At 70.2% G+C, this 24,874-nt stretch carries 21 protein-coding genes; 8 read left to right on the top strand and 13 right to left on the bottom strand.

What is annotated here, in order from left to right; all coding sequences use genetic code 11:
- Positions 1 to 51 precede the first annotated feature (51 nt).
- Positions 52 to 186 carry a hypothetical protein gene (locus ACWDUM_RS22880; protein WP_450135750.1) on the bottom strand — a complete coding sequence of 45 codons (135 nt, stop codon included), beginning with the start codon at positions 184 to 186 and terminating at the stop codon, positions 52 to 54.
- Between the two features lie 27 nt (positions 187 to 213).
- The gene (locus ACWDUM_RS22875) at positions 214 to 1,848 is read right to left on the bottom strand and encodes an acyl-CoA dehydrogenase family protein (RefSeq protein WP_450135749.1); all 1,635 of its coding nucleotides are present in this window, start codon (positions 1,846 to 1,848) and stop codon (positions 214 to 216) included.
- A 165-nt stretch (positions 1,849 to 2,013) separates the two neighbouring features.
- Here ACWDUM_RS22875 and ACWDUM_RS22870 point away from each other — a divergent pair, with 165 nt between their 5' ends.
- Positions 2,014 to 4,053 carry a prolyl oligopeptidase family serine peptidase gene (locus ACWDUM_RS22870; RefSeq protein WP_450135748.1) on the top strand — a complete coding sequence of 680 codons (2,040 nt, stop codon included), beginning with the start codon at positions 2,014 to 2,016 and terminating at the stop codon, positions 4,051 to 4,053.
- Positions 4,054 to 4,065: 12 nt separating this feature from the next.
- Here ACWDUM_RS22870 and ACWDUM_RS22865 read toward each other — a convergent pair whose 3' ends face one another.
- Entirely contained in the window at positions 4,066 to 6,378 is a 2,313-nt protein-coding gene (locus ACWDUM_RS22865) for a protein kinase domain-containing protein (RefSeq protein WP_450135747.1), read from the bottom strand.
- 6 nt (positions 6,379 to 6,384) lie between these two features.
- Positions 6,385 to 7,218 carry an alpha/beta hydrolase family protein gene (locus ACWDUM_RS22860; RefSeq protein ID WP_450135746.1) on the bottom strand — a complete coding sequence of 278 codons (834 nt, stop codon included), beginning with the start codon at positions 7,216 to 7,218 and terminating at the stop codon, positions 6,385 to 6,387.
- 45 nt (positions 7,219 to 7,263) lie between these two features.
- Between ACWDUM_RS22860 and ACWDUM_RS22855 the strand changes: the two genes are divergently transcribed.
- Complete coding sequence (locus tag ACWDUM_RS22855; protein WP_450135745.1) at positions 7,264 to 8,373, top strand: N-formylglutamate amidohydrolase; 1,110 nt, start codon at positions 7,264 to 7,266, stop codon at positions 8,371 to 8,373.
- A 62-nt stretch (positions 8,374 to 8,435) separates the two neighbouring features.
- On the opposite strand, the gene ACWDUM_RS22850 is transcribed toward ACWDUM_RS22855, so the two are convergent.
- The 9 genes from ACWDUM_RS22850 to ACWDUM_RS22810 form a co-directional block, all read right to left on the bottom strand.
- Positions 8,436 to 9,770: an anaerobic C4-dicarboxylate transporter family protein gene (locus tag ACWDUM_RS22850; RefSeq protein ID WP_450116652.1), complete on the bottom strand. Its 1,335-nt coding sequence runs from the start codon at positions 9,768 to 9,770 to the stop codon at positions 8,436 to 8,438.
- Between the two features lie 184 nt (positions 9,771 to 9,954).
- Entirely contained in the window at positions 9,955 to 11,436 is a 1,482-nt protein-coding gene (locus tag ACWDUM_RS22845; RefSeq protein ID WP_450136023.1) for an HD domain-containing phosphohydrolase, read from the bottom strand.
- Between the two features lie 258 nt (positions 11,437 to 11,694).
- A complete protein-coding gene (locus tag ACWDUM_RS22840; protein ID WP_450116653.1) occupies positions 11,695 to 12,723 on the bottom strand; it encodes an alpha/beta hydrolase in 1,029 nt (342 codons plus the stop codon).
- 300 nt (positions 12,724 to 13,023) lie between these two features.
- The gene (gene groL, locus ACWDUM_RS22835) at positions 13,024 to 14,649 is read right to left on the bottom strand and encodes a chaperonin GroEL (protein ID WP_450116654.1); all 1,626 of its coding nucleotides are present in this window, start codon (positions 14,647 to 14,649) and stop codon (positions 13,024 to 13,026) included.
- Positions 14,650 to 14,981: 332 nt separating this feature from the next.
- Entirely contained in the window at positions 14,982 to 15,503 is a 522-nt protein-coding gene (locus tag ACWDUM_RS22830; RefSeq protein ID WP_450116655.1) for a DUF6764 family protein, read from the bottom strand.
- 168 nt (positions 15,504 to 15,671) lie between these two features.
- Positions 15,672 to 16,451 carry an HAD-IIA family hydrolase gene (locus ACWDUM_RS22825; protein ID WP_450135744.1) on the bottom strand — a complete coding sequence of 260 codons (780 nt, stop codon included), beginning with the start codon at positions 16,449 to 16,451 and terminating at the stop codon, positions 15,672 to 15,674.
- A gap of 48 nt (positions 16,452 to 16,499) precedes the next feature.
- Positions 16,500 to 17,495 carry a DUF1648 domain-containing protein gene (locus tag ACWDUM_RS22820; RefSeq protein ID WP_450135743.1) on the bottom strand — a complete coding sequence of 332 codons (996 nt, stop codon included), beginning with the start codon at positions 17,493 to 17,495 and terminating at the stop codon, positions 16,500 to 16,502.
- Positions 17,492 to 17,842, bottom strand: coding sequence for a GntR family transcriptional regulator (locus ACWDUM_RS22815; RefSeq protein WP_450135742.1), 351 nt, complete (start codon positions 17,840 to 17,842; stop codon positions 17,492 to 17,494). The genes ACWDUM_RS22820 and ACWDUM_RS22815 overlap by 4 nt, the downstream gene beginning before the upstream one ends.
- Positions 17,843 to 17,942: 100 nt before the next feature.
- Positions 17,943 to 18,107 (bottom strand): hypothetical protein, encoded by a 165-nt coding sequence (locus tag ACWDUM_RS22810; RefSeq protein WP_450135741.1) that lies wholly within the window; start codon positions 18,105 to 18,107, stop codon positions 17,943 to 17,945.
- A gap of 179 nt (positions 18,108 to 18,286) precedes the next feature.
- Here ACWDUM_RS22810 and ACWDUM_RS22805 point away from each other — a divergent pair, with 179 nt between their 5' ends.
- The 6 genes from ACWDUM_RS22805 (at position 18,287) to ACWDUM_RS22780 (ending at position 24,853) form a co-directional block, all read left to right on the top strand.
- Positions 18,287 to 18,757 carry an SRPBCC family protein gene (locus ACWDUM_RS22805; protein WP_450135740.1) on the top strand — a complete coding sequence of 157 codons (471 nt, stop codon included), beginning with the start codon at positions 18,287 to 18,289 and terminating at the stop codon, positions 18,755 to 18,757.
- A 120-nt stretch (positions 18,758 to 18,877) separates the two neighbouring features.
- Positions 18,878 to 19,591 carry a phosphatidylserine decarboxylase gene (locus ACWDUM_RS22800; RefSeq protein WP_450116660.1) on the top strand — a complete coding sequence of 238 codons (714 nt, stop codon included), beginning with the start codon at positions 18,878 to 18,880 and terminating at the stop codon, positions 19,589 to 19,591.
- Positions 19,592 to 19,605: 14 nt separating this feature from the next.
- Positions 19,606 to 20,457, top strand: a complete 852-nt coding sequence (locus tag ACWDUM_RS22795) for a CDP-alcohol phosphatidyltransferase family protein (protein WP_450116661.1) — start codon at positions 19,606 to 19,608, stop codon at positions 20,455 to 20,457.
- Between the two features lie 27 nt (positions 20,458 to 20,484).
- Positions 20,485 to 21,582 (top strand): serine aminopeptidase domain-containing protein, encoded by a 1,098-nt coding sequence (locus ACWDUM_RS22790; RefSeq protein WP_450135739.1) that lies wholly within the window; start codon positions 20,485 to 20,487, stop codon positions 21,580 to 21,582.
- Between the two features lie 23 nt (positions 21,583 to 21,605).
- Positions 21,606 to 23,783, top strand: coding sequence for an AAA family ATPase (locus tag ACWDUM_RS22785; protein ID WP_450135738.1), 2,178 nt, complete (start codon positions 21,606 to 21,608; stop codon positions 23,781 to 23,783).
- 62 nt (positions 23,784 to 23,845) lie between these two features.
- Complete coding sequence (locus ACWDUM_RS22780) at positions 23,846 to 24,853, top strand: DUF3089 domain-containing protein (protein ID WP_450135737.1); 1,008 nt, start codon at positions 23,846 to 23,848, stop codon at positions 24,851 to 24,853.
- The last annotated feature ends 21 nt before the right edge of the window (positions 24,854 to 24,874 follow it).

Raw genomic sequence — 24,874 nt, 5'->3', positions numbered from 1 at the left:
CCGTGGAACGGGCCCCGCACCGATCTCGGTGCGGGGCCCGTCGCCTCTCGGTTACGCGACCCGCAGTTGCCGTTCGAGGATCTTGCCGACCGAGTTCTTCGGCAGCGCGTCGACGAACACCGCGTCCTTGACGGACCTGTGGGATGTGAGGTGCTCCCGCAGCAACTGCCCGAGTGTGCGTTCCATGATGCTCCCAGCCTCTTGTCCGCGTTGTCAGGAGACCGGGACGGGGACGACGCGGTCGATGATCGGGGTCAGGTCCAGACCGGTGGGCAGGGTGCCGTAGACGGTGCCCCAGTCTCCGGCGAGGCGAGTGGCCACGAAGGCGTCGGCGACCGCCGGGTTCCCGGACCGCAGCAGCAGCGAGCCCTGCAGCGCGAGCGCGAGCCGGCCGACCACGATCCGGGAGCGGTACTCGAGATCGCCGAGGTCGGCGAACTGCGCCTTCAGTGCGGCGACACAGGCGTCATACCGGGCGTCCACCCCCGCGGCGGCGCCCAGTTCGTCGAAGAACGCCCCGAGCACCTCCGGCTGCTTGCCCAGCGCGCGCAAGGTGTCCAGGGCGGCAACGTTGCCGCTGCCCTCCCAGATCGACGCGAGCGGAGCTTCCCGGTAGAGACGCGGCATGCCGGACTCCTCGACGAAACCGTTGCCGCCCAGGCATTCCAGTGCCTCCGCGGCGTGGCCCGGTCCGCGTTTGCAGACGTAGTACTTGGACACCGCCAAGCCGAGGCGGCGCAGCAGCGCTGCCCTCTCGTCACCGCGCAGCGCGGCGTCGGTCTGCGACGCCAGCCACAATGCGACCGTCGTGGACGCCTCCGCCTCGACGGCGAGGTCCGCGATCACGTTGCGCATCAACGGCTTGTCGATCAGCCGCGCGCCGAACGCACTGCGGTGCGCGGCGTGGTGGGCGGCCTGCGCGACGGCCTGGCGCATCAGCGTGGCGGTGCCGAGGGTGCAGTCCAGGCGGGTCATGTTGACCATCTCGATGATGGTGCGGACACCACGGCCCTCCTCGCCGAGCCGCCAGCCGATCGCGTTGTCGTACTCGACCTCGCTGCTGGCGTTGGACCTGTTGCCCAGCTTGTCCTTGAGGCGCTGCAACGCAATCGCGTTCATGCTGCCGTCCGGCAGCACCCGCGGCAGCACGAAGCAGGTCAGTCCACTGGGCGCCTGCGCGAGGGTGAGCAGGATGTCCGACATCGGCGCCGAGGTGAACCACTTGTGGCCGACGATCCGGTAACTGCCGTCCTGTTGGGGGGTGGCGGTGGTGGTGTTGGCCCGCACGTCCGAGCCGCCCTGCTTCTCCGTCATCGACATGCCCGCGATCAGGCCCCGCTTGAGCGCGGGCGGCGCGACGGACGGGTCGTACCGGTCATTGCTGAGCAGTGGCTCGAACTCCGCGGACAACTTCTCGTCGGCCCGCAGTGCAGGGACGGCGGCGTAGGTCATCGAGACGGGGCAGCCGTGGCCGGCGTCGGTGGCCTGCCAGGCGGAGAACTTCGCGGCTCGGATCAGGTGCGCGTTGTCCCGCCGGTCGCGCCACGGGGCGCCGTGCAGGCCGAACTCGACCGCGTGCCGCATCAGGTCGTGGTAGGCGGGGTCGTAGTCGACCCGGTCCACCCGGTGGCCGTAGCGGTCGTGGGTCCGCAGGATCGGCGGGTGCGCCTCGGCCCGGTCGCCGAGTTCCTTGGCGTACGCGCTGCCGGCGAGGGTGCCCACCTCGTGCACCTCGGCGAGCGCGTCCGCGGCACCGGCGGCGGTCAGGACCTCGTCGAACAGCGGGTGCCCGGCGGTGTCGTAGTCGATCAGCGGCGGAACCTGATTGGTGACCTCGTGCGTCTTCACGGCACGACCTCCACTTCCCTCACATCGCCCGCTCAGCGGACGGGCTATCACCGTTTCAGTCGAACAGTCTTGATTTCTAATACCCGGCTCGACGGATGGGAACCCCCAGCCGACGCGCGGTCCCCACCTGCACGCGGATGTGCACGTCAGGGGTATCAATGAACAATGGTTTCCGACCCGCACGATCCCCATCTCCGGCTCGAGGACGTCACCGGCGAGAGCGCCCTGGACTGGGTCCGCACCCGGAACGACCGCACCGTCGCGGAATTCGCCGCCGGCGCCGACTTCACCGACCTGCAGGCCCGCATCCGTGCGGTGTTCGACACCGACGCCCGGATCCCGTACGTTCGCCGACGCGGCGCCCACCTGTACAACTACTGGCGCGACGCCGACCACGTACGCGGGTTGTGGCGGCGCACCTCGATGGATTCGTACCGCACCGACTCCCCCGTCTGGGAGGTCCTCGTCGACCTGGACGCGGTCGCCGCCGAGGAGGGCGAGAACTGGGTGTGGTCCGGCGCGCAGGTGCTGCGCACGGAGGGCGAGGACGACCAGACCCGCGCCCTGATCAGCATGTCCCGCGGCGGCGCCGACGCCGTCGTGATCCGCGAATTCGACCTGGTGCGACGCGAATTCGTCCCCATTGCGGACGGCGGGTTCGTGCTGCCGGAGGCCAAGACCGACATCGACTGGATCGACCGCGACACCGTCTACGTCGGCACCGACACCGGGCCGGACGCCCTCACCGACTCCGGCTACCCGCGCATCGCCGTCCGCTGGAGCCGCGGCACCGACGTCCGCGACGCCCCGGTGGTGTTCGAGGGCGAGCACACCGACGTCGCGGTCTCGGCGTGGTACGACCGCACCCCCGGCTTCGAGCGCAGCTTCGCCGAACGGGCCGTCGACTTCTACTCGTCGCAGCGGTACGAGATCACCAGGGACGGCACATTGGTCCGGATCGAGGCACCCGAGGACGCCAGGGTGTCCGCGCACCGCGAGTGGCTGCTGATCCGCACCCGGTCGCCGTGGACGGTGGACGAAACGACACACCCGGCCGGCACCCTGCTCGCCGCACGCTACGCGGACTACCTCGCCGGTTCCCGGGACCTGACCGTGCTGTTCGCCCCCGACCGGCACACCTCACTCGAGCAGTACGTGTGGACCCGCAACCACCTGCTGCTGGTGACGCTGTCGGACGTGCAGACGCGCATGCGCGTCCTCACACCGGGTCCGGGCGGCTGGACGGACGCCCCGCTGGACGGCATCTCGGAACTCACCTCCACCGATGTGCTGGACGTGGACCCCGTCGAGTCGGACGAGTTCTTCCTCAACTCCAGCGGGTACCTGACCCCCGCGACGTTGCTGCACGGCCATGTCGGCGAGCCGGTGGAGGAACTCAAGCAGGCGCCGTCGTTCTTCGACGCGGAGGGCCTTTCCGTCGCCCAGCACTTCGCGACCTCCGACGACGGCACCGCGATCCCCTATTTCGTGGTCCGCCGCAAGGACGCCGAGCCGGGCCCGACCCTGCTCTACGGGTACGGCGGCTTCGAGAACTCGATGCTGCCCGGCTACAGCGGCGCCCTCGGCCGCGGGTGGCTCGAACGTGGCGGCACATACGTCGTCGCGAACATCCGCGGCGGCGGCGAGTACGGCCCGGACTGGCACACCCAGGCACTGAAAGCGGGCCGGCACAAGGCGTTCGAGGACTTCGCCGCCGTCGCCCGCGACCTCGTCGCGCGCGGCGTCACGACCGCGGCGCAGCTCGGCGCACAGGGCGGAAGCAACGGCGGCCTGCTGATGGGTGTCATGCTCACTCGCTACCCGGAACTGTTCGGCGCCATCGTGTGCCAGGTGCCTCTGCTCGACATGCGCCGCTACCACCTGCTGCTGGCCGGCGCGTCGTGGATGGCCGAGTACGGCGACCCCGACGACCCGGCCGAGTGGGAGTTCATCTCGGAGTACTCGCCGTACCAGAACGCCGACCCCGACCGCACCTACCCGCCGGTGCTGATCACCACCTCGACCCGCGACGACCGCGTGCACCCCGGTCACGCCCGCAAGATGACCGCCCGACTCGAGGAGCAGGGTCACCGGGTCTGGTACTACGAGAACATCGAGGGCGGACACGGCGGCGCCGCCGACAACGCTCAGCTCGCGTTCAAGTCGGCGCTGGCATACGAGTTCCTCTGGCGAACCCTGAGCTGAGCGCGGGCCCGGTCAGCCGTCCGGCGCGCCGAGCGTCACGACCCGGCTCAGGGCCCGCAGGTCCGCCTCGATGCGCCGGAACAGCTGGTAGACCGCGATGAAGCCGACGATGCCGCCCAGGCACAGCGCGCGCACGGTCAGATCCACGTAGCCGGGCCGCTCGGCGCCCGCGAAGCTCAGCCCCGCGACACCGACCAGTGGGACCGACGCGGCGACCGCGAGATAGCGGGTGGCGAGCACCCTCAGTGACCGGAGATCCCGTCCGTCGTCACCGTGGATCTCCCCGTGTGACAGCAGAACCGGATACAGGGAGCGAACCGCGTAGTAGGTGAGGATGAAGAAGGGATAGGCGACCGCGACGGCCCCGCATACGGCCAGCGACGCGATCAGCTGGGTGAAGGTTCGCTGGGGGATCCCCCCGGCCGCGATCTGCAGGCTGATCGGATAGGCGATGCCGGCCACCAACCACAATGCGAAGGCCACGACGACCGCGCGGTGCCCCAGGTTCAGCGTGGCCACCCGTGCCCGTCGAAGCGTCGCGGCGTCGTACGAACGTCCCTGTTGCACACGCCGCGGCACGGTGAGCGCGAGCCGGCACCACCAGAGGATCAGCGCCGCGCCGAGGGGGAACGCCAGGAGGCCGATCACGGTGTGCACCTGTTCGAGGTGAAGCTGCGGCTCCGGGGCGAGCGAGCGGATGATCGTCTCCCGGTTGTAGTAGTAGTTGAATGCGGTCGCGAGCAGGTTGGGGATCCCGATCGCGGCGATCACGATCGGCAGGGCCCACCGCACCAGCATCGACCGTTTGCTTCCCGGCGACGGGTCGACCAGACCGCGGGCGCGCGGATCCAGGCACAGTGCGAACTGCCGGGCGAGCTTCCGTCCACTCGACCACCGACGTTCCGGCTCCGGCTCGAGCGAGGTGAGCAGCACCCGGCGCAGGGCGGGCGGACAGCTCTCTGGCAACCGCGCGGCCGTTTCCTCGTCCACACCGCGCCGGCGCACCTCGAGCGCCGCAGCGGCCGCGTCCTTGCCCGACCCGACGTCCGGAAACGGCCGCTCCCCCGTCAGCAACTCCCAGAGCATGACCCCGAGCGAGTAGATGTCGCTGCGGGTGTCGATCGGGGCGGCCGCCGGTGTGCTCGCCGCCGCCAGCTGTTCGGGCGACATGTAGGCCAGCGATCCGGCCACCGCGGTGGCCGTCCCCGGCACCACCAGGGTGTCGCCGCAACTGACGTTGAAATCGGCGAGCTTCGGGATGCCCTCGGCGGTGAGCAGCACGTTGGCGGGTTTGACGTCCCGGTGCAGCACGCCCTGCGAACTCGCGTAGTCGAGGGCCTCCGCGAGCCGCAGCCCGATCCACGCGACCGTCTCCGGCCAGGACAACGCGGCCACCTCCGCGCGCACACTCGACTCGACGGGGCCGCTCACGCCCTTGCGTGCCAGTTCCCGCTCGACGGAGGCGAACAGCAGCTGCCCGGATCGCAGTTCCGGTGGCGTGTCACGCACCCGGCGGATCAGGTCGAGCAGGGTGCCGCCGGGTACGTACTCCATGAACAGCGCCCGGACCTGGCGGTCTTCGAGCACACGCTGGTCGTAGACCCGGACGATGTACGGGTGATCGAGCTTCGCGAGGGTCTGGGGCTCGGCGCCGACATTGCGTGACAGTTTGAGGGCCACCCAGCGCTGCATGGACGTCTGGCGGGCCAGGAAGACGCGCGCGAACGCTCCGTGCCCCAGCTCGGCGACCAGGTCGAAATCGTCCAGCCGTTCGCCTACCTGCAGGTCCGCTCCGGTGGGCAATGTCGACGGGACGGTCTCCGTACTCGACCGCGGATCGTGTTCGAGCAGCCACACGAAACGCTCGGCCTGTTCCGGGAACTCCTCGACGTAGTCGTCCGCGGCGACGTCGTCACCGCTCAGCCGACGCACGCGGTACTCCTCGTAGATCAGTTCGGGAGGTATCGGTCCCGCGAGCAGTTCCGGAAACTCCACGCAGTAGTCGGCGATCCGTTTCGGCTGGTGAACCCGGATCCATCGATACGCGAGGTCGACCATGATCAGTTCGACCAGCGCCGTACGCCGGATCGCGTCCGTGTCGGGAAGGTAGTCCCGCAGGTCACCCGGCGGGGTCGCCCCGTTCTCCCATTCCGCGGCCAGCCGCACCACCCCGGTGTCGACGACCACGCCGGCACTCGGCCCGCCCGACCGTGTGGTCGACTCCGACCCCGACCCGCCGGAACCGACGCGAGTCAGCGGGCCGAGTTCGGTGGGCGGGCCGCCTGCCACGGTCGCGTCGTCGGGAAGCTCCGGAGGTGGGTTCACTGCGCCTCAGGTGTGATCGTGTAACCAGTCGGCGATCCGATCGACCGTGCTCGCGCAGTTGCGAATCCAGCCGTTGTGCCCGAGCGACTCGCTCTGGTGCCAGGTGGTGACCTCGGCGTTCGGGAGCTTGCGGACGAGATCGCGGATCGCAGGTTTCGGGGCGAGGTCATCGCCCTCGACGGAGATCGAGAGCACCGGCAGGGTCAGCCGTCCGATCCGCTCCTCGTAGTCCATGTCCGCGCCGGTCGGTTCGATCAGACCGGTCCGCGCGAACCGTGACCAGTCGGCGATCAGGACCTTCGACTGCCGACCGAACCCGCCGACGTCGAACCGGTCCCCCGGCCAGAACCCGGCCACGTTCGCGGTCACCGACATCGCCGCCGACCCGACGAGCAGCCCCGCACCCCGCACCACACCGTGTGAACGATGGAACGGCGACCCGGAGGCCACGAGGATCAGCCCACCGAGCTCCCCGCGGGCCCGCGCCGCGTACATCACGCCCAGCTGACCACCCATGCTGTGCCCGAGCAGGTAGGGAGTGCTCTCGTCGAACCGCTCCCGCACCACCTCGAAGACCGCCGGATAGTCCACCGACGCCAGCTCCTGGTAGCCGTAGGCACTGTCGGGTCCGGGCCGGGGCCTGCTGTCACCCTGACCACGTAATTCCCCGATCGCCGCGTTGAAGCCGTGCTCGACCAGCGCCTGCGCGACGGTGTCGTAGTAGCCGCCCGGCACCCCCAGCCCCGGGAAGATCACCACGACGGGCATCGCCTCCCGGCCCGCGAACAGCCGCACCGGCACCTCGGTCCCGTCCGGCATCTGAATCGGAATCGTCTCCACCGTTCAATACTCTCTCCTCGGCACGGAGCCCGATAGTGTTCGGGCATGGCACTCTCAGACCCGTTGCTGATTCCGGCCGGAACCGAGTTCACCCCGGACGACCTGATCTTCTACGCCGACCGCGGCAACCGCAGCCTGGACGAGGCTCTGGCCGAGGCCGACCTGCTCGTGAGCTGCCCGCACTCGGGGTCGCTGATCCCCGCCGAACTGGCCGCGTTCCTCGCCCCCGAGTTCACCCGTCGGTTGCAGTTCGACTTCACCGACTGCTCGACCGGCCCGATCGTGCGACGCTGGGCGGAAATCGACCCGCGGATCGTCTACGTCGAGAACCCGCATCCGCGAATGGTGCGTGACCCCAACCGCGCCAAGCCCGCCGATCTGTACGCGGACCTCAAGGAAGCCTTCGCCCGGGTCCGGGCCGCGGGTCCGTACAACCGGGTCGACCTCACCGGAGTGGATGCAATTCGCCCGGTGACGTTTTCGTTCTTCCCCCTGCTGCTCGAACCCGACAGCGAGGGCGGACTCCGGTTCCTCGCGAACACGTTCGCCGAGGTGGCAGCGCGCGGCCTCGAGGTGTACGAGCGGACCCGCGACGAATTGGTCGACCGGATGGTGGATCTCGCGTTCGCCAAGGCGAACGACACCGGGCGGCCGGTGGAGTTCACGACACTCTCCTTCCACGACACCATGAACACCACCACCACTCGCGAGGGCGCGGTGAACGTCGAACGCGCACCGGCGGATCGGCTGCCCGATGTCGTCGCGCTGTCCAATCGCGGTGACCACGAAGGCAATCCGCGCGGCGAGAACCCGGTCACGATGGCGCCGGACACGATTCGTGCATTGGCGGCGGCACACCGCACGGGCTTCGCGGTGGACGACGCCGCGGCCGTGGCACTGAACCAGCCGTACCTGGGCAGCCAGGAGATCATCTCGGCCGGAGGCCGATTCGCCGAACTGGCGCCGCGGGCGGCGGCCGCCGGGGTGACGCTCGGTGCGGTGCAGGCCGAATTCCGTCGAGAGTTCCTGCTCGGCCCGACCCTCACCGCGGAACTGCACGAGCCCGGGGTGGGGTGGCCGAAGGCCGATCCGGACCAGGTCGACGCCATCGCCCTGGCATGTAAGGCCAGCTGGGACGCCTACCGCGCCCGCTGATCCGAAGAAGACGCCGCCGCCGGGATTACCCGACGGCGGCGCGTCTCACGACAGGATCCGGCTCAGCCCAGGATCACGCCCAGCACCGAACCGGCAGCGATCGTCGTGACCGCCAGCACCAGCGTCGGCACGAAGAACGAGTGGTCGACGAGCTTGGTGCCGAGCTTGGTGCTGCCCGACTCGTCGAAGTTCGCGGCGGCGATCTGCGATCCGTTGGTGGGCAGCAGGTAGATGCCGGCGAACGCGCCCGCCCACATGCCGCTGATCAGTCCGGGCGCCAGGCCAGCGGTCAGACCGATCGGCACGATGGTCCGCGTCGCGGTCGACTGGCTGGTCGTGAGCACGCAGACCAGGAACACGCCCAGCGCGAAGATCCAGGGCGCGGCCTCCACCCAGTCGCCGACGGTGTCGGTGATCAGGTCGAGGTGCGCGCTGATGAACGTGTCCGTCAGCCAGGCCAGGCCGAACAGGGCGATCGCGGAGACCATGCCGGCCTTGAACACCGACATCGTCGGCACATCCGCGACCGGCGGCTTGCTCACCAACAGGATCAGCGTGCCGACGACGAACATGATCATCTCGATGATCGGCGTCATGCCCAAGGGGCTGCCGTCGGCGGCGTCGGGCCGAATTCCCTTGAACAGACCGAAGACCACGATCGCGAGCACGCCGACGAGGAAGATCAGGGCCGCGTTGCGCCCCTGAGTCGTGGACTTCAGTTCCACCTTGCTCATGCCACCCGCCGGGGCCGCGATCTCGCCGGCCGCGATCTTCGCCTGAATCTCCGGGTCCTCGGCGATGGACTTGCCGAGCCGGTTCACCACGAACGAACTGATCACGATGCCGATGATCGCGGCAGGCAACGTGATCTTGATGATGTCGATCAGTTCGAAGTTGTACGGCTCGACGTCGGTCAGGGTGACCATCGCCGCCATGGCCGCCGAGACCGGGCTGCACGCGAGCGCGACGCCGGTCGCGACCACCGACAGCGACAGCGGACGCGACGGGCGAATCCCGTTGCGGTAGGAGGCGTCGTAGATGACGGGGAGCAACGGGTACAGGATGTTCGACGTGCCCGCGCCGACCGAGAACAGGAACGACACCAGCGGTGCGATGAGGGTGATCTGCTTGGGCCGCTTGGCGATCACGTTCGCCGCGATCGACACCATCCAGTCGATGCCGCCGGCCGCCTGCATCATCGAGGACGCCAGCACCACCGACAGGACGATCAGCAGCGCGTCGACCGGCGGTGCGCCGACGTCCTCACCGAAGATGAAGACCAGTACCGCGACACCGGCACCACCCCACAGGCCGAGCGCGACTCCACTCGACCGGGTGCCCATCACGATCGCGCCGAGCACCACGATCAGTTCGAGCGCGATCACCACACCGTCCACCTGCGTACACCCCGTTCGTCGGCGGGCCCGCCACCGGACCCAACTCGAACCGGATACTACGCACGGCACAGCATTTCGCCGGGGCACCGCGCCGTGGACTTAGCCGGTCAATAGCTGAACGTCACTCCCGCGCGCCGCCGGGTGCGGTCGAGCCGAGCATCTGCGGGGCTCCGCCTCGGTCCCGTCAGTCCGCCACCAACGGATACTGCGCCAACCCGTGATCGATCGCGGCCATGCTCGCCTGGGTTCGGTTGCGGACGCCGAGTTTGAGATACACATGTTCGACGTGGTTGCGCACCGTCTTCTCCGAAATCACCAGTCGGGCTGCGATGTCCCGGTTGCTGTGTCCGCGGGCCACCATCCGCAGGACCTGCACCTCACGATCGGTCAGACCGGCCGGCCACACCCGACGGCGCGCGGGGCGGTGCCCGGCGGCCACCAGAACGCCCTCGACCGCTTCCGCGTCCAGCCGTCCCGACCCGGCTCCGCCCCGGAGCAGGTCCGCCGCCTCGGTCGGGGTGTGCGCGGGGCGGTACGGTCGCGGCTCGAGCATCCGCTGGTACGCATCCACCGCGGCCAGCAACCGATCCGCCGGTGTCAGATCGGCGGCGGTGGTACCACGCGGAAATCCACTGCCGTCCAGCCGTTCCCGATGCGCGACCGCCACCGCCACGACATCCTCGAGTCCCCCGACCCGACTGAGGATCCGTCCGGTCAGGTACGGGTACAGGCGCACCCGCTCCCAGTCCGCCGTGGTCAGTGGCGTGACCTGCTCCCAGATCCGGTTCGAGATCCCCATCCGGCCCAGCCCGTGCACGAGACCCGCGCGATAGACGCGCCGCTGATGCGGCGGCGTCATCCCCAGGATCCGGGCGGCCTCCCGCGCCAACTCCGCCACCGCACGCGAATGCCCTAGCAGAAACGGGCATTTCAGATCGACGAAATCCCCCATCGCACCGAGCAGTACATCGAGTTCGTCCGGACCGAGACGACGGTCCCGGTCCGGTGCTCGATCCAGCGCCGCGGCCCACACGTCGCACTCGAGCAGCCCCGCCACGATGTCACCGACCTCGGCGGCGAACACGTCCACCACCCGCGGCGAGAACTGCCCACCGCGACGGGCGGTGACCACCTGGACCGCGCGGTCCGGGCCGCCGGTCCTCAAGTGCACCTCGGCGACATCGGCGACCGCGATCACGCTCGCCGCGAGCGGAATCGACTCGCCACCGACACCGCGGGGCAGCCCGGACCCGTCCCATCGTTCGAAGGTGTACGCGAGCACATCCGCGACCCCGGAGTCCAGCCCAGCCCGTTCGGCGAGCACCCGAGCCGACGTGCAGTGCGACGTGATCAGCTCCGTCAGCCGGGACCGCGCGGTGCGTGCCAGCACCACCGTCCGGAGTCCGCGCCGCCACACGGGATCGTCGGCGCCCGCGTGTCGCAGGATCAACCGGAGCAGTGGCCAGCCGGTCATGTCGATCCCGTAGGTGTCCGCGCGGAACGCGATGTCGTCCCCGACCAGCGCGGTCAGCTCGTGGGAGTCGGCGTGACAGCCGATCCACTCGACCAGGGTGCCGTAATAGACGGCGGCGCGCGCCGTCTCGTCCACCCCGACCCGCTCGGCGAGACGGGTCGCGATCAGCGTGGCCCGCAGCATGTGTTCCATCGGCTGCCCCAGGCCGAGGTCGATGGCGAGCGACAACGCGGCCAGCAGCTCCGGCCGCCGGGGACCGCCGACCGGTGCGTCGAACACCGCATCCGCGCGCACGGGTCCATTGTCGCGTAGGAAACACGGTCACGCGGAAAACACGGAAACACGCCACACGGAAACACGACGGCGCCGACCCCGCTGAGCGGGATCGGCGCCGTCGGTGGAGCCGGGAACCGGGGACGTGCCCCGGTCAGGAATCCGAAGGTCGAAGCGTCACAGGCCGATGGTGCGTGCGATCCACGGCCACGACTTGTGCAGGTCGTCCTCCCAGTAGCCCCACGAGTGGGTGCCGTTCGGACGGAAGTCGAACGTGGCCGGGATGTTCAGCGAGTTCAGCCGCTTGAACAGGTTGTTCGTGCACAGCAGGGTCGCACCCTCGATGGCCCCGCCGAGCAGGACCTGGTTTGCCAGCGCCGCGGTGCCACCGGTCGCCTCGAGAGTGTCGTGCGCGCCCGGGAGGCCGTTGCCCGAGGACATGTAGATCTCGGTGCCGCGCAGCTTCTCCGCCTGGATGACCGGGTCGTTCTCGATCCACTCCGGGTCGTCCGTGGGCCCCCACATGTTCTCGGTGTCGCCGCCGCCGCGGGACTCGACGACGAGCTTGATGTAGGTCTGGCCCGCCGGGGTGCTGGTCTCGGCGCAGCCGCTGTAGCCGGCGACGCTCTTGTACAGGCCGGGGGCCTTGATGGCCAGGTTCAGCACACTGGTGCCGGTCATGGAGATCGCGGCGAGGGAGTTGGTGCCGTTGCCCTTGAACGCCGAGTCGATGATCGGCGGGAGCTCCTCGGTGAGGAAGGTCGTCCACTTGTTGCGGCCGAGCTCCGGGTCGTCGTTGCGCCAGTCGGTGTAGTAGCTGAACGCGCCCCCGATCGGGGTGACCACGTTGAGGCTCTTGTCGGAGAAGAACGACGCCATGTCGGTGCGGCGCTGCCAGGTCGCGGAGTCCTCGCCGCCACCGGCACCGTTGAGCAGGTACAGCGTCGGCCGCGGCGCGCTGGTGTCGGCGGGCAGCTGGATCTTCACCGGGATGAGCTTGTCCATCGACGTCGAGTGCACGTAGGCGGTGACCTGACGTCCGCTGCCGTCGACGCGCTCGAGCTTGGATCCGTTCGGCGCGACCGCGTTCGGAACGTCGGCGGCGTTCGCGACGGCGCCGACACCGAGCAGCGGCAGGACGGTCAGCGCCGCCGTCACGGCCGCGATGCGGCCCATGCGACGGGCGGATCCACGAATCTTGGGCATCTTCCCACCTTGATATGTCGTCTGCGTTCGTAAGCTGTGCTTTGTAAAGCTGTGCGTTCGCGTATATATACAGCAGCGTGGCCCCACCGTTACTTCGTGGGGCCTCGAAAGTCGGTACGCCCGGACAGTGTCGCCCAGAGCGCGCGGGTTGTCCAAAGAATGGGCAAACTGCCGAACGGAGTTCACCCGTCCGACCGACACCGACCCCGGCTGTTCACATGGCACGAGGCCGGTCCACCGTGCGGTGGACCGGCCTCGCGTGAGCCGGGTGGGACGATCAGATCCCCCGCGGGGTCGGACTCAGAAGTCCATGCCGCCCATGCCACCGGTCGGGTCGCCCATCGGAGCAGCGGCCTTCTCCGGCTTGTCGGCGACGACAGCCTCGGTGGTCAGGAACAGGGCCGCGATGGACGCCGCGTTCTGCAGCGCCGAGCGGGTGACCTTGACCGGGTCGTTGATGCCCGCGACGAGCAGGTCCTCGTACTCACCGGTGGCGGCGTTCAGGCCGCTGCCGGCGGGCAGGTTGCGAACCTTCTCCGCGACGACGCCGGGCTCGAGGCCGGCGTTGAACGCGATCTGCTTGAGCGGAGCCTCGAGGGCAACCTTGACGATGTTGGCACCGGTGGCCTCGTCGCCCTCCAGCTTCAGGTCGTCCAGGACCGGAGCGGACTGCAGCAGAGCCACGCCACCACCGGCGACGATGCCCTCCTCGACGGCAGCCTTCGCGTTGCGGACGGCGTCCTCGATGCGGTGCTTGCGCTCCTTGAGCTCGACCTCGGTCGCAGCGCCGGCCTTGATGACGGCGACGCCACCGGCCAGCTTGGCCAGGCGCTCCTGCAGCTTCTCACGGTCGTAATCCGAGTCCGACGCCTCGATCTCGGCGCGGATCTGGTTGACGCGACCGGCGATGGCGTCGGCGTCGCCGGCCCCCTCGACGATGGTGGTCTCGTCCTTGGTGACGACGACCTTGCGGGCGCGGCCGAGCAGCTCGATGCCGGCGGTCTCCAGGGACAGGCCGACCTCTTCGCTGACGACCTCGCCACCGGTGAGGATGGCGATGTCGGCGAGCTGCGCCTTGCGGCGGTCACCGAAGCCCGGAGCCTTGACGGCGACGGACTTGAAGGTGCCGCGGATCTTGTTGACGACCAGGGTCGACAGGGCCTCGCCCTCGACGTCCTCGGCGATGATCAGCAGCGGCTTGCCGGCCTGGATGACCTTCTCCAGCAGCGGCAGCAGGTCCTTGACCGTGGAGATCTTGGAGCTGACGAGCAGGATGTACGGATCCTCGAGGACCGCTTCCTGGCGCTCGGCGTCGGTCGCGAAGTACAGCGAGATGTAGCCCTTGTCGAAGCGCATGCCCTCGGTGAGCTCGAGCTGCAGGCCGAAGGAGTTGGACTCCTCGACGGTGATGACGCCTTCCTTGCCGACCTTGTCCATGGCCTCGGCGATCAGCTCACCGATGGACGAGTCGCCGGCCGAGATACCGGCGGTGGCAGCGATCTGCTCCTTGGTCTCGACCTCCTTGGCGGTGTCGAGCAGCTTGGCGGTGACGGCCTCGACGGCCTTCTCGATGCCGCGCTTGAGACCCAGCGGGTTGGCGCCGGCAGCGACGTTGCGCAGACCCTCGCGGACGAGCGCCTGAGCGAGGACGGTGGCGGTGGTGGTGCCGTCGCCCGCGACGTCGTCGGTCTTCTTGGCGACCTCCTTGACCAGCTCGGCGCCGATCTTCTCGTAGGGGTCCTCGAGCTCGATCTCCTTGGCGATGGACACGCCGTCGTTGGTGATCGTGGGGGCGCCCCACTTCTTCTCGAGCACGACGTTGCGACCCTTGGGTCCCAGCGTCACCTTGACGGCGTCGGCGAGGCTGTTCAGGCCACGCTCGAGGCCGCGACGTGCCTCTTCGTCGAACGCGATGATCTTGGCCATTGCGAAGTGATCCTCCGGATTGGGGGTGACACACAAGGCGACCGCTCGTCGGGTCGCCTCATTGGCGCGCAGGACGACCGCATGCGGTTCGCCCCGTTCACTCGGCCAGGCTCGGTGCCCGCGACGGACGACCAGGGGTGTCGATGGGATCCCAGCCTCACCGTCCCGACCTGGCACTCACGTGTTGCGAGTGCCAAGTGCCTTTTTAGCACTCACAGGGGGTGAGTGCAAGGACTCGCAGGTCCCTGAACGGGCGCGGGGCGCGCCCGCACGAATCCTCTCGGATTCGGCGGACGCGCCCCGGTCGTTCGCATGGATGCGGCCCGATGCGCTCAGCGAATGAGGCAGACCGCGCCGGTGTTGAGGTTGACGGCGAACGAGAGCGGTCCCATGCAGTTCACTCCACCCGACTCCGCGGTGGCGCCCGACCCCCAGCCGGCGAGCGCGAAGGTGGTGTCGCCGTTGTCGGTACGGGCGTGGGCGATCCCGCCGCCGATCGCGTAGGCGTGCGCCTGGCCCGCGACCTTCGACGTGCTGAGCGCGACGCCGAACCCGGTCGCGAACGTGTTCGCGCTGCCGCCCTCGGACACGCTCACGGCGGTGCCGCTGTCCATCGCGCCGGCATTGGCGACGCCGGCGCCGGTGGCAGTCGCACCGCAGCTGGCGTCACCGACGACGCGGATGTCGTTGGCAGAAGGCGGGGAGACGCAGTCCACGCGGGCGGCGGAGGCGACCCCCGCACCGGTGACGGCGAGACCACCGATCACGGCGACACCGGTCGCGATCGACGCGCCGACACGCGCGGCCCGGGTGGCGAACAGGGACAGGGAACGAGGGCGGAACCAAGTGCGCACGAAACTCCTCGAACATGAGGTGGGATGGGATGTGATCGACCGTACCGAACAACCGCCCTCCTGACCCCCAGGTTCGCGGCGGATTCGGCAACCAATTCGGCGGGCCCCGGCAGTGCCGCGCCTCCGCCCTCCGTCCGGCTTCTCGGCCCGGCTTCTCGGCCCGCCGGGCTACGGATCGAGTTCGTCGAGCAGCCCCGGCAGGTCCGCCACCGAGTCGATCACGTGGTCGGGCCGCCCGGGCGGCGCCTCGAGGATCGCGGGACGAAACTTGCCGGTCCGCACCAGCACCCCCGCGAACCCGACGTATTGGGCGGCGAGCACGTCGTTGACCAGGTCGTCGCCGACCATGACGGCGCGTTCGGGGTCGGTACCCATCACGGCGGCGGCGGTGGTGAAGCCGGTCGGTGCCGGCTTGCCGATCACCGTCACGCGTCCACCTCCCGCGGCCTCGAGCCCCGGCAGATAGGCACCGGTGTCGATCCGGAGCCCGTCCGCGGTGGCCCACGTCAACCCGCTCTGCATCGCCACGACGGGAATCCCCTGCTGCATCAGTTCCACCACTCGGCTCAGGGTGACGTGGTCGAACTCCGGCCCGGCGCTGCCGAGCACCACCACGTCGGGATGCTCGGCGTCGAGCACGATGCCCTGCAGGTCCTGCGTTATGTCGCCGTGGTTGACCACCAGGCACCGCGCGCCCGGATAGGTCGACCGCAGGTATTCGGCGGTCAGCACGGCGGCGGTGACGATCTCACCGGTGTCGACGTCCATCCCGCAGTCCCGCAGCGCCGTGGCGATCTCGCCGCGGGTGCGCGAGGTCGTGTTGGTGAGGAAGGCCCTGGGCAGCGCGCGATCGCGGACGGCGCGCAGGGTGTCGGCGGCCCCGGGAAGTGCCCGCCACGACGTGACGAGGACCCCGTCGATGTCGAACAGCACGCCGCCGACGCTCACCGACCCAGTATGCGCCCGGACCTCGGGTGTGTCCGGGCGCGACCGGATTCAGACGCGGCCGCGGGCGGCGAGGGTGTTGAGCACCGCCGCGGCCTGGTCGGCCCCGTCGACCGTGACGGTGAATCGCGACCCGTCACCGCGGGTGACCTCCAGCGCGGGGCCCGGGCGGGCGATCAGTCCGACGCCCCGGGGACCGACGCGGTAGCCGTAACCCCCGAACCCGTTGAGCACCTTGACGGCCACCTCGCGCGCCTCGGCGACCTCGTCGAGAGGGATGTGAACGGGCCTGACCGGGACAACTCCCCGCGCGGACAGCCCGCGCTGGTCGACGACGACCCGGACCGGGGCGAGAACGAGCGCCATCACGGCCCCCGAGATCGCGGCGACCACGAGCAGCAGGATCGCCGAGCCCGCCCCGACCGCCGTCAGTGCGACGACGACCGCGATCGGGAGCACGCCCAGGAGAACGCCGAACCATCGGGGCATCGCCGCCGTTCCCGACCACGCGACCCGTTCTCCCTCCTCGAGCGGGATGCGTGGGGCGTCGGCGCCGGGCGCGGCACTCGCCCGGGCGGGCCCGGGCGCCGGCATGCTCAGGTGGGCGAGCAAGGCCGCGCCCACCGCGATCACCGCGGCGGCGAGGATCCACCAGCCGGGCACAGTGACGGACGAGGCGTCGGAGACGCCGCGCTGCGGGATTGCCAGCAGGACCGGTAGCACCGCGAGGAACGAGCCGGTGCCGGAGGCGAGGGCGACGCCCATCCTGGCGGTCCGCAGGTCACGCCGGGTGATCAGCACCAGGACCGTCACCAGGACCGCGGCGGTCGCGGGACCGAGGAGCACGGTCGCGCGCGCTGCGGCCTGCGAGGCGAAACCGTCGGCACTGCCGCCGAATGTGAAGTGCACGGCCATCGGATCCGGCAGGTCGGCGGCCCAGGCGGCGAACAGCACCAGCGCGATCGCGGCGAGCGCTACCGGCGCCGACAGCGCCGCGACCAGCGCTCGGGCCCACGACACCTGCGGCACCAAGGTCTGTTCGGTCATGTCATCTCCTTCTTGACGAGGGTCACCAGTTCCGCCGCACTCAGTCCGAGTCGACGCGCCTCGGCGACGACGTCGAGGACGGCCTCCTGGAGCCGGCTGCGTCCGCCGGCGTCGGCCGCGACCACCGCGCCGCGGCCACGCCGCAGTTCGATCAGTCCCTCGTCACGCAACTGCTGGTAGCCGCGCAGCACCGTGTGCACGTTCAGGTCGAGGGATTCGGCAAGCTCCCGGGCACCGGGTAACCGGTCCCCGGGACCGACGCTGCCGTCGGCCAGGGCGCGCCGCACGCTCGCCGCGACCTGCTCGAAGAGTGGCGTCGGCGAAGCGGGGTCGATTCGGATGAGCACAAACACATTCTATTGTTCTAGTTCCATTAGAACAACTTTGCACGCCCGAATGCACCGTTCGAGCCCCCGGAGAACCCGAACGGTGTGCGACACCGGGACGTCAGCGGGTGAAGTGACCTCGAACCAGGTCGTCGATCTCCCGCGGAGTCAGGAGGCGTTCGAGCCGCTCGCTCGGCCACGCCTCCCGACGCCCCCGACTTCGCGTGGTCGGCAGCAGCGGTACCGGGTTGCGATGGGCGGGACGCAGAACGTCTGGGATCTTCACGACATGCTCCGAATGCGGGAGCCGGCCCGACAGGCGGCCGGCCTTGGTGTGGATAACCTCTTCATCGCCTGCCGGACCCGGCGCATTACACCGATGTGGTCAACCTTGACGAAGCCGCCGAGTCCGGGAAATCATGCGTAACCGCAAGTACCACCAACATCCACGAACCGGGAGCCCCTGTGACGAACACACTCGAAGCCGACATCGAGATCGACGCCACCGCGGACGCGGTGTGGCGGGTGATCTCCGACCTCGAGCGGATGGGCAAGTGGAGCCCCCAGTGCAAGGTGATGAAGGTCTTCGGTGGCCCGGTCCGGCAGGGCACCCGCACCTTCAACGTCAACAAGAAGGGTCTGCTGGTGTGGCCGACCAGCGCCAAGGTGATCCGATTCGAGCCGGGCAAGGCCATCGCGTGGCGAGTGTCGGAGAACCACACCATCTGGACCTACGAACTCACCCCCACCGAGACCGGCACCCGGGTCACCGAGCGCCGTGAGGCCCCGACCGGAACCACCAAGGTCTCCAGCTTCCTCGTCGACAAGTTCATGGGCGGCACCGCGGACTTCGAGGTCGAGATGATCTCCGGGATGAACCTCACCCTGGCGCGGATCAAGAGCGAAGTGGAGTCCGCGGCCGCGACCGCACGCTGACCACCCCCTGGCACCACTTGGGGGTGGGGCGCGGACGCCGACCTCGGCTAGCCTGTGCAGTGCCCGCGAGCGGCCGTTCCGCCCGCGAACACCCACACGTCGCCAACCGAAGAGGAACCCGTGGCCCGCCGCCCCACCCCCATTGGCACTCCGCAACCGACCGGGCTCGCGCACCTGGTCGACCTGGTCCGGACCACGATTCCGCCACTGCATCCGGCCGGACTGCCGTTCGTCCTGGCCCCGCTGGGTGTGGCCGCTCTCGGCCGGCGTCGGCCCTGGATCCGCCGCACGGGCCTGCTCGCCGCCGGTGCGAGCGCCGCGTTCTTCCGGCACCCGCACCGGGTACCGCCGAACCGGCCGAACGTGGCCGTCTCCCCCGCCGACGGCGAGGTCGCGCTCGTCGACAACGCCGTGCCGCCCGCAGAGCTGAACATGGGCGACCAGCCGGTGCCACGCGTGAGCATCTTCCTGTCCGTGCTCGACGTGCACGTGCAGCGCAGCCCCGTCGCCGGCGAGGTCCTGCAGGTGGTGCACCAGCCGGGCAAGTTCCTGTCCGCCGATCTCGCCGAGGCGAGTGAGGCCAACGAACGCAACTCGATGCTGCTGCGGACCGCCTCCGGCCACGAGATCGCCGTCGTTCAGATCGCCGGCCTGCTTGCCCGGCGCATCGTCTGCGACGCGAAGGTGGGCGACCACCTCCCGATCGGCGACACCTACGGGCTCATCCGCTTCGGTTCCCGTGTCGACACCTACTTTCCGGCGGGCACCACGCTGATGGTGGAGCGGGGGCAGCGCGCAGTGGGCGCCGAGACCGTCCTCGCCCAGCTCCCGTGAGTCCGCGGGAGGTGGTGACGAGCACCCGGCGCGTCGCGACCAGCGGTCTGCTGCTGCTGCCGAGCACCCTGACGATCCTGGCGTTGTGCAGCGGTCTGTCGGCCGTGAAGTTCGCGCTCGAGGCTCAACTGGGCGCGGCGCTGGGGATGATCGGCGTGGCCGCGGTCCTCGACTCGCTCGACGGCCGCATCGCCCGCCTGCTGGACGCGACCACGAAGATCGGCGCCGAACTCGACTCGCTCGCCGACGCCATCTCGTTCGGCGTCGCCCCCGCGTTGGTCCTGTACGTGACGCTGCTCGACGGCAGCAACGCCGGGTGGATCGTGGCCTTGGTCTACGCGGTGAGCATCGTGCTGCGCCTGGCCCGGTTCAACACCCTCCTCGACGACGACTCCGCGCCGTCGTACACCAGCGAGTTCTTCGTCGGCGTCCCCGCGCCGGCAGGCGCGCTGATGGTGCTCACCCCGATCGCCGCCTACGAACAGTGGGGTGACGGCTGGTGGTCCTCGTTCTGGGTGGTGTCCGCGTGGACGGTGCTGTCGGCGGCGCTGATCGTCAGCCGCGTTCCGACGCTGGCGATGAAGACGTTCTCGGTGCCGCGCCGGATGGCCGCGGTCCTGCTGGTCGGGGTCGCACTGACGGCCGCCGCGCTGATCACCTATCCGTACGTGCTCCTGATCGTGCTCGTGTTCGCATATCTGGTGCACATTCCGTTCGCGGTCAGGTCCAAGCGGTGGGTCGCCGCCCGGCCGGAGGTGTGGGACGTGAAACCCGCCGAGCGGCGCGCGATCCGGCGGGCGCCCGGCAACGCCCGCACCCAGCGCTCGGCGGAGCGACTCGGGCTCCGCCGGCCTCGATCCCGCTGACGTGGGCCTCCGATAATGTCGGTAGCCATGCGAACGACAAAGCGGTTGCTGGTCGGTTCGGCCCTTCCGGTGTTGGTGGCGGCCGGGTTGGCCGGCGCGCCCGCGACGGCCGCGCGCCTGCCGCTCCCCGCGCCGATTCCGGCCGCGGGATCGTCGACTCCGCAACCGGGCGCGGACACAGAGGTCACGTTCGAGTCCGGAGGCGTGACGTTCCACGGCAGCCTGCGCACCCCGGCCCTGCCCCGCGCGGGGGCCGCCGCCCTGCTGTTGCCGGGCAGCGGCCCGACCGACCGCAACGGCAACCAGCCCGGACTCACCACGAACACGATCGCCCGGATCGCCGACGACCTCGCGGCGCAGGGCGTCGCCAGCCTGCGCTTCGACAAGCTCGGCAGCGGGGCCACCGGCCTCGCCGGGCTGACCCCGGACCAGCTCGCGGACATCGGGTTCACCGCGCAGGTCGACCACGCGGCCGCGGCCGCCGCCCTGCTCGCCGAGCGCACCGGCGTCCCCGCCGGCGGGCTGTCGGTGATCGGCCACAGCGAGGGCGGGTTCACCGCCCTCGCGCTCGCCCAGCGGGACATCGGCCGGGGCGGCCTCGGACTGCTCGCCCCCCTGCCGATGCGTTACCTGGACCTGCTGACCGCGCAGCTGAACACGCAACTCGACCAGGCGGTGCGCCTGGGTCAGATGACCGGCGAGAACGCCGAGGGCGCCCGTGCGACCCTCCGGGACAGCGTCGAGTCGCTGCGCGAGACCGGCAGCCTGCCCGCCAAACCGGATCCGCTGCTCGCGAGCATCGGACTGGTCCGCACGAACGCGAAGTTCCTCGCCGAGGCCGACGCCCTGGATCCGGTACGCCTGGCCGCCGCCGTCGCCGAGGACACCCCGGTCATGCTCACGTGCTCCGACAAGGACCTGAACGTCAGTTGCGATCAGCTCGTCCCCCTGCGTGACGCGCTCGGCCACACCGAACTCCGGTTCGCGCGTTTCGCCAATGCCAACCACCAGCTCGACGAGCTGGGACCGCTTCCCCCGAGCACGGTGGACCGGATTGTGGCACTACCGGAGTCGGCCGAGTTCGCCGCGACACTGCAGCAGTGGTCGGTGCGGCTCGTCCGCTGAACGTCGCCACTAGGGTGGATCTCGTGACGTCTCCGGAACTCGCCCTGACCGCCCGGTTGAACACCTCGGCCTCCGATGCCCGCCGCGGGGTGGTGCGCCTGCACCCCGAGGCGCTGGCCGCGCTGGGGCTGCGGGAATGGGACGGGATCGCGGTGGTCGGCGCCCGCCGGACCGCCGCCGTGGTTGCCCTCGCCCCGGCCGGGATCCCCACCGGCACTGCCCTGCTCGACGACGTCACCCTGTCCAATGCCGGCCTGAAAGAGGATGCGCGCGTTGTCGTCTCGCCGGTGACCGTGTACGGCGCGCGCGCCGCCACGCTGAGCGGGTCGGCACTGGCCACCCGCTCGATCTCCGAAACCACCTTGCGCCAGGCCCTGTTGGGCAAGGTGCTCACCGTCGGGGACACCGTCTCCCTGCTCCCGCGCGACCTCGGGCCGGGCATCTCGACCAGTGCGGCAACACAGTCGCTCTCACGCACCTTCGGGGTGGCGTGGACGTCGGAACTGCTGACGGTGGTCTCCGTCGACCCGCCCGGACCGGTGAGCGTGCAACCCAATTCGGCGATCGGCTGGGGAACCTCCCCCGTGGCCGCGGTGCCGGAAGCCACGGAATCGGCACCGTCCGCAGACCACCCGGCACCGCGTCCGGAACCGGTGGCGGTGCAGGACCTGGTCGGGGTCTCCGCACAGGCGGCCAAGCTGACCGAGTGGCTCAAGCTGGCCCTCGACGAGCCGGAACTGCTGCACACCCTCGGCGCTTCCGCGCATCTCGGCGTCCTGATCACCGGGCCGGCCGGAGTCGGCAAGGCGACCCTGGCGCGGGCGGTGCTCGCCGACCGCACGGTCGCCGAGCTCGACGGCCCGACCGTGGGCGCCCTCGAGTCCGCGGCCCGGCTGCAGCGCGTCGCCGACAGCGTCACCCGCCTGCGGCACGATCGCGGGGTCCTGCTGATCACCGACCTGGACGCCCTGCTCCCGGCCGAACCGGAACCCGTGTCGGCGCTGATCCTCGACGAGCTGCGTCGCGCGGTGGACACACCGGGGGTCGCCTTCGTCGCCACGACCGCCCACCCCGATGCCCTCGACAGCCGCGCCCGCGGGCAGGACGTGTGCGACCGGGAGCTGACGATCCCGCTGCCCGACGGCGGCACACGCCGCGCCCTGCTCGAGCAACTGCTGCGCCGGGTGCCGACCTCCACCCTCGACCTCGGCGAAATCACCTCCCGAGCACCGGGGTTCGTCGCCGCCGACCTGGCGGCGCTGGTCCGGGAAGCTGCCATGCGGGCGGCGTCACGGGCCAGCAGCGAGGGCACCGAACCGCGACTCGAGCAGTCCGACCTGGTCGGTGCACTCGACGTGATCCGTCCGCTGTCGCGGTCGGGCACCGAGGAGCTGGCGGTCGGGTCGGTCACCCTCGACGACGTCGGGGACATGGTGGAGACGAAGCAGGCGCTGACCGAAGCGGTGCTGTGGCCGCTGCAGCACCCGGATTCGTTCGCCCGGCTCGGCGTCGACCCGCCGCGCGGCGTACTGCTGTACGGGCCGCCCGGCTGCGGCAAGACGTATCTGGTTCGGGCGCTGGCCAGTTCGGGTCAGTTGTCGGTGCACGCGGTGAAAGGCGCGGAGCTGATGGACAAGTGGGTCGGCGCATCGGAGAAGGCGGTGCGCGAGCTGTTCCAGCGGGCCCGCGATTCCGCGCCGTCGATGATCTTCCTCGACGAGGTGGACGCCCTGGCACCGCGGCGCGGACAGTCCACCGACTCCGGCGTCACCGACCGCGTGGTCGCCGCACTGCTCACCGAACTCGACGGCGTCGAGCCGCTGCGCGACGTCGTGGTGGTCGGCGCGACGAACCGTCCCGACCTGATCGACCCGGCCCTGCTGCGGCCCGGCCGGCTGGAGAAGCTGGTGTTCGTGCCACCGCCGGACTCCGACGCACGGCACGAGATCCTGCGCACCGCAAGCCGATCGGTGCCGCTGGCCGCGGAGGTCGACCTGGCCGCGCTCGCCGTCGACCTCGACGGTTACTCGGCGGCGGACTGTTCGGCTCTGCTGCGGGAGGCGGCGCTGGCGGCGATGCGGCGCAACGTCGACGCCGCCGACGTCACCGCCGACGACGTCGCCACCGCCCGTGCGGCCGTCCGCCCGTCCCTGGACCCGGAGCAGGTCGCGCACCTGGAGGCGTACGCGCAGAACCGGTAGGCCCCGTGGGGGCGCGCAGTTCACCGGGTGCGGACCCGCAGACCGACCTACACTCGGCTGTCATGAGCGCTCGATTCGCCGCCGCGGCGGCGCTCCTGGGGACGGTGCTTCTCGCTCTCGTGGCCGCGCCGCCGGCATCGGCACAGACCACGACCACGTGGCTGTGCCGGCCCGGCCAGCCGGACGATCCGTGCGGTGGCCGCTCCGGCGCCCCGGTCGACTGCTTCTACGTGTACCCCACCGCCTCGCTGCAGCAGGGCACGAACGCGAATCACGACCGCGCCCCCGAACTGCAGGCGGTTGCGCGGCTGCAGGCGGAACCGTTCGGCACGTCCTGCGACGTGTGGGCGCCGGTGTACCGGCAGATGACGCTGCGCGCACTGAACGGCGCGTCGCGGGAGGTCCGCTCCGCGGCACTGGATCTCGCGTACGACGACCTCGAGCGAGCCTGGGACGACTACCTCGCACAGCACAACCACGGCCGCGGCGTCGTCCTGATCGGACACTCGCAGGGCACCCGGATGTTGCGCACGCTCATCCACAACCGGATCGACGGGCAGCCCTTGCAGTCTCGACTCGTTTCCGCCCTGCTGATCGGCGGGAACGTCCTGGTCCGCAAGGGTGAGACCGTCGGAGGCGACTTCACGTCGGTACCCGCCTGCACGGACCGCGACCGGACCGGCTGCGTCGTGGCGTACTCGGCGTTCTCCCGGACCCCGCCGCCGGACACCCGCTACGGCCTCTCGCCCCAGGCACCCGCCACCTCCGGCACCCGCGCCGATCTGCCGTACGGCCCGGACTACGAGGTGCTGTGCACCAATCCCGCTTCCCTGTACGACAACTCGGATGCACCGCTGCGCGGCACGATCGGCGGCCGCGACGTCGACGTCTTCCGCGCCCGCTGCACCGGCGGAAGCGGGCCCCACGTGCTGATGGTGGACGGCCCGGGTGCGTCCCTGCTCCCCGCCGTCCCGAACGAGACCTGGGGCCTGCACGTGATGGACGTCAACCTCGCGCAACGCGACCTCGTCGACCTGGTCGCCACCCAATCCCGGGCCTATCTGCGCTGACGCGCCCTGTGCGTGAGTTTC

This window comes from Rhodococcus sp. NPDC003322, assembly GCF_053589555.1.
Note: the sequence above shows the minus strand (reverse complement) of the source record. Positions and strands in the feature narration are given on the sequence as shown.

Coding starts and splice junctions, on each gene's coding strand:
- ACWDUM_RS22790 (WP_450135739.1), top strand. CDS start 20,485: ATGCGAACGACAAAGCGGTTGCTGGTCGGTTCGGCCCTTCCGGTGTTG.
- groL (WP_450116654.1), bottom strand. CDS start 14,649: ATGGCCAAGATCATCGCGTTCGACGAAGAGGCACGTCGCGGCCTCGAG.
- ACWDUM_RS22845 (WP_450136023.1), bottom strand. CDS start 11,436: ATGGAACACATGCTGCGGGCCACGCTGATCGCGACCCGTCTCGCCGAG.
- ACWDUM_RS22820 (WP_450135743.1), bottom strand. CDS start 17,495: ATGACCGAACAGACCTTGGTGCCGCAGGTGTCGTGGGCCCGAGCGCTG.
- ACWDUM_RS22880 (WP_450135750.1), bottom strand. CDS start 186: ATGGAACGCACACTCGGGCAGTTGCTGCGGGAGCACCTCACATCCCAC.
- ACWDUM_RS22840 (WP_450116653.1), bottom strand. CDS start 12,723: ATGCCCAAGATTCGTGGATCCGCCCGTCGCATGGGCCGCATCGCGGCC.
- ACWDUM_RS22780 (WP_450135737.1), top strand. CDS start 23,846: ATGAGCGCTCGATTCGCCGCCGCGGCGGCGCTCCTGGGGACGGTGCTT.
- ACWDUM_RS22855 (WP_450135745.1), top strand. CDS start 7,264: ATGGCACTCTCAGACCCGTTGCTGATTCCGGCCGGAACCGAGTTCACC.
- ACWDUM_RS22870 (WP_450135748.1), top strand. CDS start 2,014: ATGGTTTCCGACCCGCACGATCCCCATCTCCGGCTCGAGGACGTCACC.